Origin of the sequence: Streptomyces sp. NPDC059696 (assembly GCF_042733745.1) — a bacterium.
Taxonomy (GTDB): Bacteria; Actinomycetota; Actinomycetes; order Streptomycetales; family Streptomycetaceae; genus Streptomyces.
The window spans coordinates 208,419-220,503 of sequence record NZ_JBHWFG010000004.1; the positions used below are offsets into that span (position 1 = coordinate 208,419).

At 72.4% G+C, this 12,085-nt stretch carries 6 protein-coding genes; 4 read left to right on the plus strand and 2 right to left on the minus strand.

From position 1 onward, the window contains the following. Positions 1-464: 464 nt before the first annotated feature. From ACFV20_RS06265 to ACFV20_RS06275, 3 genes are all read left to right on the plus strand, one after another. Positions 465-1,853 (plus strand): cytochrome P450, encoded by a 1,389-nt coding sequence (locus ACFV20_RS06265; protein ID WP_385652985.1) that lies wholly within the window; start codon positions 465-467, stop codon positions 1,851-1,853. Then, positions 1,837-2,841, plus strand: a complete 1,005-nt coding sequence (locus ACFV20_RS06270) for a (-)-alpha-amorphene synthase (protein ID WP_385652988.1) — start codon at positions 1,837-1,839, stop codon at positions 2,839-2,841. Before ACFV20_RS06265 ends, ACFV20_RS06270 begins: the two co-directional genes overlap by 17 nt. Before the next feature lie 193 nt (positions 2,842-3,034). After that, complete coding sequence (locus ACFV20_RS06275; RefSeq protein WP_385652990.1) at positions 3,035-5,947, plus strand: ATP-binding protein; 2,913 nt, start codon at positions 3,035-3,037, stop codon at positions 5,945-5,947. Positions 5,948-6,025: 78 nt separating this feature from the next. On the opposite strand, the gene ACFV20_RS06280 is transcribed toward ACFV20_RS06275, so the two are convergent. Both ACFV20_RS06280 and ACFV20_RS06285 read right to left on the minus strand, forming a co-directional pair. Further along, positions 6,026-9,457 (minus strand): NACHT domain-containing protein, encoded by a 3,432-nt coding sequence (locus ACFV20_RS06280; RefSeq protein WP_385652991.1) that lies wholly within the window; start codon positions 9,455-9,457, stop codon positions 6,026-6,028. Between the two features lie 274 nt (positions 9,458-9,731). Continuing rightward, positions 9,732-11,213, minus strand: coding sequence for an MFS transporter (locus ACFV20_RS06285; RefSeq protein WP_385653192.1), 1,482 nt, complete (start codon positions 11,211-11,213; stop codon positions 9,732-9,734). Positions 11,214-11,469: 256 nt separating this feature from the next. On the opposite strand from ACFV20_RS06285, the gene ACFV20_RS06290 reads away from it, so the two are divergent. Beyond that, entirely contained in the window at positions 11,470-12,075 is a 606-nt protein-coding gene (locus ACFV20_RS06290) for a response regulator transcription factor (RefSeq protein ID WP_385652993.1), read from the plus strand. The last annotated feature ends 10 nt before the right edge of the window (positions 12,076-12,085 follow it).

The following is a 12,085-nucleotide window of genomic DNA, read 5'->3' on the forward strand; positions in this document are numbered from 1 at the left end:
CAGGGCCCAGGAAGGGCGGCGCGGGGCCGGCGCCCGGGGGGGAGGGGGCGGGGGGGGGGGGGCGGCCGGCGGGGGGGGGCGGGCCCCCCGGGGGGGGGGGGGGGCGCGGGGCCCCCGCGGCGCCCCCCCCCCACGGCGGTGACCGCCCCTGGGGTGGCCTCATGTATGACCGGAAGCGGAAGTGACGGAAGTGAACCGCCTTGCGCATGACGTGCTGCGGAAGTGATTCAGCCAGCGCTTCCCCGTGCACCCGTGCGCCCCCTTGGAGAAAGGGTTCGCCACGTCGACGGCCCGTTTGCACTGGGCAGGACATGGGGCAGCGCCGCATCGGCGAAACTCACCGTTTTCCCCAGGTCGACTGAAGCAGGTGGTATGCGATGAACGGCTGCGCTCCCGAATCGGAACAGGCATGGACAGTTGGTACTGCTCCAGGCATATTCCCATCCCTCGGCCACGGTATCGCCTTGTTCCGTCGGCCGCTGGAGTTTCTGAATTCTCTTCCCGCGCGGGGCGATCTGGTCGAGATACGCCTGGGTCCCCAGCGGGCCTGGATGGTGTGCCACCCGGACCTCGTCCACCGGATGCTCCGGGACACCCGCACGTTCGACAAGGGCGGACCACAGTACGAGAGGCTCCGGGCGCTGATGGGCGACGGCGTCGTCACCTGCCCGCACGCGGAGCACCGGCGTCAGCGCCGGTTGCTGCAACCCACGTTCCGCCCCGCCCGCGTCGCCGCGCAGACGGACGTGATGGCCGAGGAGGCCGCGGCGCTGTGCCGGGACTGGCGCACGGGGCAGCGGATCGATGTCAGTGCCGCGACACTGAGTCTGACGACCCGGCTGATCAGCAGGTTGCTGCTGTCCGACTCACTCGGCCCGGCCGCGGCCGACGAGGTGCGGCGCTGCCTCGCCGCCATCGTCCGGGGTCTGTTCGTCCGCACGGTCGTACCGGTCGACGCCCTGTTCCGGCTCCCCACACCCGCCAACCGCCGTTACCGGCACGCGGTGGAGCGGGTGCGCGAACTCATCGGCACGGCCGTCGACGCGCGCCGCCGGGGCACTCCCCGCGACGATCTGCTGGGACTGCTGCTCACCGCGGCCGAGACCGGCGACGGCGGAGCCCCGGTCAACGACCGGGAGGTCCACGACCAGTTGGTGTCCCTCCTGCTCACCGGCGCCGAGAGCCCTTCCATGTGCCTGGCCTCCGCCTTCAGCCTCCTGGCGCAGCACCCCGAGGCCGAGCGGCGGCTGCACGCCGAGATCGACACCGTCCTCGCCGGCCGGTCACCGGACGTCGCCGACCTGCCGCGGCTGGTCTACACCCGGGCCGTCCTCACCGAGACGCTGCGCCACTCCCCGCCCGGCTGGCTCTTCACCCGGGTCACCACCCGGGAGACGGAGCTCGCCGGACGCCGGCTGGCACGCGGGACCACGGTCCTGTACAGCCCCTACCTCCTGCACCACGACCCCGCGTCGTTCCCCGAACCCGACCGGTTCCTGCCCGAGCGCTGGCTGGACGACGAGTCCGCCGCCGGTCCGCACGGGGCGTTGATCCCGTTCGCCGCGGGCAGCCGCAAGTGCATCGGCGACCTGTTCTCCCTGGCCGAGATGACGGTGGCTCTGGCGACGGTCGCCGGCCGCTGGCGCTTACGGCATCCTGCCGGACGCATCGCGGCCCCGCGCCCCGGGGCGACGCTGGGGCCGCGGTCCTTGACCATGATCTGCACGCCACGAGCGGACGCACCGGGCGGCACCGCCCCGCACGCCGTCGCCCTCGCACCCGGAGCCGTGAGCGCGGCGTCCGGGGCGGAGACCATCCGGAGGGACGGTGACAACGGTGTCCACCACGCATGAGGAAAGGGCGGCCGTCGCACAGGACGTGCTTCCCGCGTCCACCCTGGTGGAACTGATCGACGCGCACCTCTACATGCCCTACCCGTTCCGGCGCAATCCGCACGAGCCACAGGCCGCGGCGAGCGTCGAGGAGTGGCTGCGCGCGACGGGCCTGAGCGACGAGCCGGGCGTCGCGGCCATGATCTCCCGCACCCGCCCGGCCGAACTCGCCTCCTATAACAGTCCGGACACCGATCCCGGCATCCTGCGGCTCATGGCCCTCCAGATCGCGTACCAGTTCGTCTTCGACGACCGGGCCGAGGAGATCGGGCGGCACCGGCCCGGTCAGTTGCTGCCCATGCTGGGCGAGAGCGTCGCCGTCCTGCGGGACGGCGCGGTCCCCGGCACCCCGCTGGGAGCGGCGCTGTCCGACCTCCACCGGCAGGTCCGCGAACGGTGCACCCCCGCCCAGGCCGCGCGCTGGGCGTGGAAGAGCCGCGAGTACGTGCACGGGCTGCTGTACGAGGCGGTGGCCCAGACCCACCCCTCCCCCCTGCGGTCCGGGCTGTGCACCTCGATACGGTCCCTCACCGCGGGCGTCGAACCGTTCCACCCGCTGTGCGAGGCCGCGCAGCCGTGCGAGCTGACCCCCGAGGAACTCCACCACCCGCTCATGCGGCGCCTGAGCCGGCTGTCGGCCGACGCCGCAGTGTGGATCCCCGACCTCTTCTCCGCGGTCAAGGAGCAACGCTCCGGCGAGATGATCAACCTGGCGCTCGCCTACCAGCGGGCCCACCAGTGCCCGCTGCCGGTGGCCGTCACCCTGGCCATCCGGCAGATCAACCGCACGATCCGCGAGTTCGAGAGGCTGTACACCGAGATCGAACCGGAGTTGAGCCCTTCGGGCGTCGGCTACGTGGACGGCATGGCGGGCTGGATCCGCGGCTGCTACTACTGGTCCCGCACCGTCCCGCGCTACGCGGACGCGGCGGCTCTGGTACTGCCGTGAGAGGGCCCGCCGCCCGGGTGCGTGGCGCGTGCCCATTCGGGTCACGGTACCCGCCCGGCCCGCGTCTCACGCGGCTCCAGCAGGTCATTCACCCTTCTTCGTCGTGCTCGTTCCAGAATGCGGAAAGGCGGCCATCGGGAGGCGTACGCTCGCGCTGCCTCCCGATGGCCGACGACAGGAAGCGGTACGGCACATGGCGTATGAGCTGCGGCAATCCACGCCCGAGATCCGGCCGTTGCTCGAGCGCCGCAAGGAGCTCCGGGCGCTCGACGCGGCGCTGGCAGGCCTGCGGGACACCGTCGACGGTGTGCCCCAGGCGCCGCGCGGTGGTCTCCTCGCCTTCACCGGTCCGGCCGGGATGGGCAAGACCTCCCTGCTGACCGAGGCCCGCGCCCGTGCCCGGGAGCAGGGTTTCACCGTGCTGTCGGGCCGAGGCGGTGAGAAGGAGCAGGGGCTGGCGTTCCACCTGGTGCGCCAGGTCGTCCAGCCCGCGCTGGCGTCGATGGACGAGGACGGGCTCCGCGCCTTCCTGGGCGGCTGGTACGACATCGTCGCCGCTGCTCTCGGGCTGGTCGCCACGCCGAGCGGCCACGTCCCGGACCCGACCGGGGTGCGGGACGGTCTCGACTGGGTGATGACGCGCCTCGCGGTGACGAGGACGCCCGTGGTGCTGCTGCTGGACGATCTGCACTGGGCGGACGTCGAGTCGCTGACCTGGCTGGCCTCGTTCGCGCCACGGGCCGTGGACCTGGCGCTGCTGATCGTCGTCGCCTTCCGGCCCGACGAACTGCCCCTGGAGGCCGCTGCGTTCGGTTCCCCCGCCGCCGATCCGGGGAACCGCCCCTTCACCCTGGCGCCCCTCAGCTCCGCGGCCGTGGCCCGGATCGTGCGGGACGAGGTCGGCGAGGAGGCCGAGGACGCGTTCTGCGAGGAATGCTGGGAGATCACCGGCGGCAGCCCGTTCGAGGCGGTGGAGCTCGCCGTCCGGCTCGGTGAGCACGAGCTGCGGGGCACCGGCGAGGACCTGCCCGCGATGCGCGACCTGGCCGCCGCGGTGAAGGGGCCCGGACTGATCGAGCGGCTCCAGCGCCTGGGCACCACCACCGTCCGCTTCGCCTACGCCGCGGCGGTCCTCGGGCAGGCCGTCCCGCCGGAGCTGGCCGCCCGCATCGCGGCGATCGGCGGCACCGCGGCGGCCGAGGCCACGGAGAAACTGCGCACCGCCCGTTTCCTCGCCGACGGCGAGGAGAACGCCGAGACGCTGGAGTTCCTCCACCCGCTGATCGCCACCACGATCTACCGGTCCATCAGGCCGGGCCTGCGGGAGGGCCTGCACAACTCGGCCGCCGAAGCCGTCCGGGCGGCCGGGCTCGGCTGCGCCGCCGCGGCCCGGCACCTGCTGGAGGTCCCCTGTGAGGGCAGCGCCGAGGCCGTGGCCTGTCTGCGGGAGGCCGCCCGCGAGGCGCTGCACTCCGGCGCCCCGGAGGCGGCGCGACGGCTGCTGAACCGGGCTCTGCAGGAACCGCCGCCGCCGGAGGAACGGGCCGCGCTGCTGCACGAACTGGCCTGCGCGACCTTCCTCATCAAGCCGACGGCGACCGTGGCGCACCTGCGGGAGGCGCTCGCGGAACCGGGCATCGACCCCGAGCTGCGTGCCTCGATGGTGTACCGGCTGACCCAGGCCCTGGCCCACACCGACCGGATGGCGGAGGCCGCGACGGTGGCCGCCGACGAGGCGCGACGGGCCGCCGCCCATCCCCGGATCCGGCTGCGGATGCAGGCCGATCATTTCGTGTGGAGCGCGTTCCGCGCCGACGAGGCCGACTCGGCGAGCCGTTCCCGCAGGCTGGCCCGGCTCGCCGACCGGCTGCCCGGACGCGGTCTGGAGGAGCGCTACATCCTCGGGGCGCGGGCCTGGGACGCGATGATGTGCGGCGAGCCCCGGCAGAAGGTCCTCGCCTACGCCGAGAAGGCCCTGCGCGGCGGACTGAGCTGGACCCATGAGAACCGAGGGTTCGAGGTGCCGGTCTCGGTCGCGCTGGTGTTCATGTACTGCGACCAGCCCCGGCGGGCCGAGGAACTCTTCGCGAGGGGCATGGCCGAGTGCGAGTCGAAGGGCTGGCGCGGCTCCCACCTGGCCCTGGGCCAGACGCTCTCCGGGTACATCCGCTTCCGCCGCGGCTGCCTGCCCGAGGCCGAGCACCTGGTGCGGGAGGGCCTCGGCATCGCCGACCGCGTGGAAGGCGCGGTGCCCGCCCAGTGGTTCGCCATCGGCATCCTGATCCAGACCCTGCTGGCCCGAGGCCGGGTCATCGCGGCACGCCGGCTGGCCGACCGGTACCACTACGGCGACGTCATTCCCAACGCGGTCATCTACCCCGACCCGCGCACGGTCTACGCCGAGCTGCTCCTGGCGGAGGACCGGCCCGAGGAGGCCGCCGACCTGCTGACCGGCGTCGGCGAGTGGCTGGAGGGCCGGGAGTGGCGCAACCCCGCGTGGTGTCCTTGGCAGCTGGGGCTGGCCTCGGCCCTGTCGCGCACCGCTCCCGACCGGGCGGTGCGGCACGCCCAGGACGCGGTGAAGCGGGCCCGGGACTTCGGCGCGGCCTCCGCGATCGGCCAGGCCCTGCACGCGCAGGCGGAGGTGACGGGCGGTGAGGCGGGGCTCGATCTGCACGCGCAGGCCGTCGACCAGTTGCAGCAGTCGCCCGCCGCGTACGAACTGGCCCGAGCTCTGGTCGGCCACGGCGCCGCCCTGGCGCGCGACGGCCGTCTGCACCAGGCCGCCGACCGGCTGTACCAGGGGCTGGAGGGGGCGGTGCACTGCGGTGCGGAGGGCCTGGCCGCCCGGGCCAGGCGGGAACTGTCCGCGGCCGGGCTGCGACCCCTGCCGCTGCGCTACGCACAGACGGACACACTCACCGCGCAGGAGCGCAGGGCCGCCGAGATGACGGTCGGCGGCCACCCCGCTGCGGTCGTGGCCAAGGAACTGCACCTCACAGAGGAGGGCGTGCGGCAACTGCTGTCGTCCGTCTACCGCAAGATCGGCACGGACGCGGCAGGCCTGGCCGCGGCACTGGAGTCGTTCCCTCGCCCGCGGCCGTGACCGTGTTCGTCCGGCCGACCACGCACCGGCCCGCCGGCCGGTGCCCGGCCGGGTCCCTGCGGCACCGGGTCCGGCAGCTCACCGCGGCCGCGCGTTGTGCTGCGCCCGGTGTCCCATCGACTCCCAGAACTCCCGCAGCTCCGCGACGGTGGTCCGGCGCTGCCAGGGCGCTTTGGGGTGGAGGCCGGAGCGGGAGTGGGACAGGAGGGTGGCCTGGGCGCGGCAGAAGGCCTCGCCCAGTTCGACGCGCTGGCCGTCGAGGCCCTTGGGCGGGTAGGGGCACAGTTCGAAGGCGCAGTCGTCGCGGCAGTTGGATCCCGCCTGGGAGGACGCCGTGCGCACGCTGGTACGGCCGGGGTCGAGCGGGGTGCGGTCCAGGGTCAGGCAGGGCGGCAGGTCGGGGCGGGCGGTGTGCTGGAGGCGGCGGATGCGGTCGGTGGGCCAGTCGCCGCGCTCGGCCAGGTTGAGCAGCAGCAGCACGTCGGCCAGGAGCTGCTGCGCGCTCGGGTGGAGGGCGCTCCAGCCGGTGGAGGGCGGGATCCAGAGGTTGTGCTTGCGGACCTCGCCCCGGGACGTCTGGGAACCGACGTGCCCGGCGACACCCGACTCGTCGATCCACAGGAACCGCTCGGGCTGCCCGGTCTCGAGGGCCCACACGCACAGCTTCCCGGCCGCCGTGACGAAGGGGTGCTCCGGCTCGCCGTCCGGCCGGGCCAGCCACTGCCGCACCTGCTGGGCCGGATCGGAGCCGTGGCCGCCCGAGGGGTGGTGGGGCGTGGCGCCGTCGGGCAGGTCCCAGAGGGTCAGCGCGTGCAGCAGGGTCAGACGGGTGAACCAGAACGTGGTGCGCTTGAGCATGTCCCAGGCCTGCTCGCTGAGGTACTCGCGGGCCTCGGACCGGGCGTGCGGATGACGGTGCCGCCGGTTCGCGGCGTACTTGAAACCCTGGGCGAGCGCCACCTCCACGTTGAGATCGAGCCGGGCGCGCGCGTCCGGGCTGTCCTCGGGGATGCCGACGCGGCGCACCCAGCTCTCCAGGAACGCGTACGGCGTGTCCTGGTGACGGTGGGTCGTGACCGAGCCGACGAGCAGGGGGATCAGCCAGGCGCACAACGTGTTGTCCCGCCACTGCCGTTCCTCGGTCTCGCGGTCCTCGCGCTCCCGCCGGCGTTCCTGACGCCGCTGCTGCTCACGTTCCTTCAGTTCGCGCTTCATCCGGGCCACCTGGCCTTCGCCGTGGCGGCGTCGCCGGGTCTCCCGCTCGCCGACCACCTCGGGCTGCTGGCCGACCCAGATCTCCTCCGTCCAGTCGGGCTCCCGCTCCACCCGGCGGCCCTCGACCACTTGCGGTCCGCGCAGCCTGGGCTGGAGCGCCTCGAAGGCGAGGTCGCCGCCGGCGCCGATCTCCTGTGCGATGGCGAGACGGACGGGGTACGAGGGCTCCAGACGCGCGATCTCGAAGAGTTCGAGGTAGGCCGGCCGGAGGGTCTGGCGTTGGGCCACCCCGCGCATGGCCTCGCCGAACCGGGTCACGAGCAAGGCCTTCGCGGTCTGCAGGGTGTGCGGGTCGCGGGCCCGGAGCTCCGGCCAGGAGGTGCACAGCCGCATGGCGATCAGATGCTGCTCCGGCTCGGCGTCGACGCTGTCGATCTCCAGGGCCGCCGCGTAGAGTTCCAGGGCCTTGCTGTGCAGGGTCCGGCCGAAGAGCGGCCTGGTCTCCTGCTTGTTCTCGTTGCCCTGGCCGCAGTTGCGGGCGCTCTGCGCCTGGCAGGCGGCCTCCATCAGCAGGTCACGGGCGGCGCTCACCGGGCACCAGCAGGTCCCGTCCGGGCCCACGGCGCCCGGCTCGTCGTGGACGCACGCGCCGTCCGGCAGCCGGGAGTGCAGCACCATGGCGATCAGCAGCTCCCGGCCCGGGCTCTGCAGGGCCGCCGGGAAGAACGATCCCTCCCGGGGTTCGTCCGGGACGTCGGGGTGGATGACCGCGTTGAGGAAACGGGCGCCCAACTGGGCCTGGATGACGCTGTGCTGGAAACGGACGCGGTCCCCGCCGAGCTCGACCAGTTCCATCCGGGCGCCCCAGTGGGCGGCGAGCCTGAGGTCGATGCCGCTGTCGCCGACCCTGCGGGCCAGTTCGCGGACGATCTCGGGGAAGCGGGAGCGGGACGGGTCCTGTTCGTCGACGACGTCGGCGAACCGCACTTCGGAGGTGTCGAGGGCGAGCCCCACGCACGCCAGCGCGGACAGGTAGTGGACGGTCGAGCGGCGCTCCTCGGGGGTGAGCGGCAGATGCGGCCGGAAGCGCCCGCTGATGAGGGCGCTGAGCCAGGTCTCGAACAGATGGAACCGCAGGGACGCCCGGTCTCCGCCCCTGGTCTCTACCGCCTCTTCCTCCGTGGGGGCGCTGAGAGCACGCTCCAGCAGTCCCTGTTCGTGCAGTTCGGCGGCGATCTCGAGATAGGTCGGGGCCTCCGCGATGCCGGCCCGCTCGACGATCCAGTCGAGCCGCTGGCGGTCCTCCCCCACGCCCCCCGACGAGATGTAGGTGAGGGCGGCCTCCTCGCTCAGCGGCTCCAGCTCGGTGAGGGAGGCCTCCATGCCGCGCAGCGAGTCGTGCGGCCGTGACGTGATGATCAGCGGCAGACCCTCCTCGTTGGCCCGGCGGATCGCCATCCTGATGATGGTGTCGCGCTCCTCCGTCAGGGCTTCCATGGTGAGCGCTTCGTCCAGCCCGTCCGCGAGCACCACGATCCGGCCCTGCTGGCTCAGCCGCCGCCACACCTTCTCCGCCTCCGCCTGGGAGCGGATGGTGCCCTGCACCTCCCGGCAGAAGCGCTCGAAGGCCAGTTCACGGAAGTCGAGGTCCCTTTCGGCAGCCCGCAGCCGCAGCGGGACGGGCACCGCCCCACGCTCCGCGAGCCGCTGGGTCAGCAGCACCACCAGCGCCGTCTTGCCGGTGCCGATGCCGCCGACGACGACGTGGGTGCGGCGGAAACGCCGGTCGCGCAGGTCCTCCATGAGGACGGCGCAGAGCTGGTCGCGGCCCACGACCCGGCCGAAGATGCCACCCGCGGTCTCCACGAGTTCGTGGGGGTCCTCGAGTGCCTTGCGTGTGTAGGCCTGGCGCACGTGGCGGAAGCGGAAGAACAGGTACGTGACGGTGGCGAGGGCGAGCGTCAGGAACGGCATGAACAGCGACTGCAGGACGGTGCAGCTGAAATTGTCCTGAGCGTCACACTGATCGCTGATCCATCGAACGGGCGAATGGAAGTTGTCGTCCTGCGGCAGGGTGACCAGAGCCGTCACGGCGAGGAACAGCAGAAGCAGCGCCCCGATGAACGTCAGCACCAGCAGGGCCACGTAGGCGCCGCTCTTGCGGACCCGCCAGGCCCTGGTCCGGTCGTAGCCCTGTCGCATCAGCCGGCGCCGGTGCAGGGCACGGCGGACGCCGAGCCCGTCGCGCAGCACTCGCCCGAGCCGCCGGTGGGGTGGTCCTCCTCCTTCGCTCACCCTCTGAGACTTCCGCCGCCGGGATCGTTTCGGGCGCCCGCGACCGCAGATTCACCCGACGGAAGCGCTCCGGCCCCCCGCCACCCGGGCGAACGGCGTCAGCGCGACAGACAGGGACCTTGCTCGCAACTCTGTTTCTCAGCAGCCCACTTGACGCTGAATGGTTTCACTGATCCTCCCGGAGAGCGGCCCGAGGGAGCGCTCCCAGTCCGCCCCACGTGAAGGGAACCCCGTGCAGGTGGCCCACCACTCGGTGCACCCCGAGGACCGGGGGTCACATCGGACCGGGCCCCGCTCCTCCCTTGAGGCGTTCCAGGTCGGAGGGGCGGACCTGGATGACGACCAGGGCGATCAGTGCGGCGACGGCGGTGAAGATCGCGGCCATGATGAAGGCGGCCGAGACACCGGCGGTGAGGATCTCGTCGGACCAGGGTTTGGGCAGTTCCCCGGTGCGCTGGAAGCGGATGCGCTCGGCCGGGGTCGCCTGCTGGAGGAAGTCCGGGATCTGCTTCTCCGCCTCGTTGGTGCTGGCGGTGCCGTACATCGTGACCAGGATCGACAGGCCGAGGGAGCCGCCGACCTGCTGGGTGGCGTTGAGGAGCCCGGAGGCCGCGCCGGTCTCGGGTGTGGGGACGTTGGACAGCGCCATGAGGGTCAGTGACACGAACTCCATGCCCATGCCGAGGCTGAAGACGAGCATCGGGCCGAGGACGCTGCCCGCGTAGGTGGAGTGGACGTCGGTCAGGGTCAGCCAGGCCAGGCCGGCCGCCGCCAGGATCGCGCCCACCACCATGAACGGCTTGGGCCCGTAGACGGGCAGGAAGCGCGAGGCCAGTCCGGCTCCGACGGCGATGACCGCGCTGACCGGCAGGAAGGCCAGTCCGGCCGCGAGCGGGCTGAACCCGAGTACGTCCTGCACGAAGAGCGTGAGGAAGAAGAACATGCCGAAGATGGCGGCGGCCAGGCACAGCATGATGCCGTAGGTGCCCGCACGGTTGCGGTCGGCGAACATGTGCAGCGGCGTGATGGGTTGTTTCGAACGACGCTCGATCATGATGAAGAGTGCGAGGACCACGACCGCCCCGGCGAACGAGGCGAGGGTCAGGGCGTCCCGCCAGCCTTCCTGCGCCGCTCTGATGAAGCCGTAGACGAGCAGCACCATGCCCGCCGTGGAGGTCAGCGCGCCCGCGATGTCGAAGCGGCCGGGGTGCCGTTCGGACTCCTTGATGAAGCGCGGTGTGGCGAGCACGATGAGCAGGCCGATGGGCACGTTGACGAACAGCACCCACCGCCAGTTCAGCCACTCCACCAGCATGCCGCCCGCGAGCAGGCCGATCGCGCCGCCGCCGGCCGAGACCGCGGCGAAGACCCCGAAGGCGCGGTTGCGTTCCGGACCCTCGCGGAAGGTGGTGCTGATCAGGGCGAGGGAGGTCGGGGAGGCGATCGCGCCACCGACGCCCTGGAGGGCGCGTGCGCCGAGGAGTTGGCCGGAGGTCTGGGCGAAGCCGCCCAGCAGGGAGGCGAGCGCGAAGAGCAGCACGCCGAAGATGAAGACGCGCCGCCGGCCGAGGATGTCGCCGGCCCGGCCGCCGAGCAGCAGCAGACCGCCGAAGGTGAGGGTGTAGGCGTTGACCACCCAGGACAGGCTGGTGGTGGAGAAGTCCAGCGCACTCTGGATGTGCGGCAGCGCGATGTTCACGATGGTGATGTCGAGGACCACCATCAATTGGCACGAGGCGATGACGAGAAGTGCCATCGTGTTGCCGCCACCACCGGATTCCCTGGTGGTGGTCGCCTGTGGTGAAGCCGACTGCGGGCTGCTGCCTGCGGTGTCCACCGTTCGACGGTACGCCCGGCCCCCACACCCCACCACTCGATCACCGGCGGCCTCGGGCGGCGGCTCACCGGGGCCGTTCGGGTGCGGGAACGGCCCGAACTGAAAAGTCGGCGCTGTGCGGCGATAATCCGATCAAGGTGGCCTGACGGGCCGCGCACGGCGGAGAGGAGCGACTGTGATCCGCGTTCTTCTCGTCGAGCGGACTCGTCTCGTGCGGGGAGCGTTCGCCGCTCTGTTGTCGCGGGAGGACGACATCGAGGTCGTCGCCGAGGCCGAGGGCAACGGCGACGTACTGGCACGTGCCCTGGTGTGCCGGCCGGACGTGGCGGTGATCGGCGTGGACTCCAGGGAGGGCGAGGAGGTCGCCGTCCGCGGTGAGCTGCGGGCGCGGCTGCCGGACTGCCGGATGCTGCTGATGATGGCCTCGACGACCCCCGAGCGGCTGCGCCGCATGCTCGATCTGCACGCGGCCGGAGTCATCAGCACCAACGCGCCACCGGACCGGCTGGTGCACGGCGTCCGCAAGCTGGTGAGGGGGCAGCGGTTCGTCGACCCGGAGTTCGCGCTGGCCGCGCTGGACGCGGGAGCCAACCCGCTGACCCCGCGCGAGGTCGAGGTGCTGCGGCTGACCGCCGACGGGACGCCCACCCGGGAGATCGCCGAGCGGCTGTTCCTGTCCGCGGCCACGGTCCGCAACCATCTGTCGGCGATCACCCGGAAGACCGGCGGACGCAATCGGATCGATGCGATCCGGATCGCCACGGAATCGGGCTGGGTCTGAGCCCCGCTCC

What these genes read in the sequence shown, in the direction of transcription:
- ACFV20_RS06275 (WP_385652990.1), top strand. Translation starts at nt 3,035, where the DNA reads ATGGCGTATGAGCTGCGGCAATCCACGCCCGAGATCCGGCCGTTGCTC.
- ACFV20_RS06285 (WP_385653192.1), bottom strand. Translation starts at nt 11,213, where the DNA reads ATGGCACTTCTCGTCATCGCCTCGTGCCAATTGATGGTGGTCCTCGAC.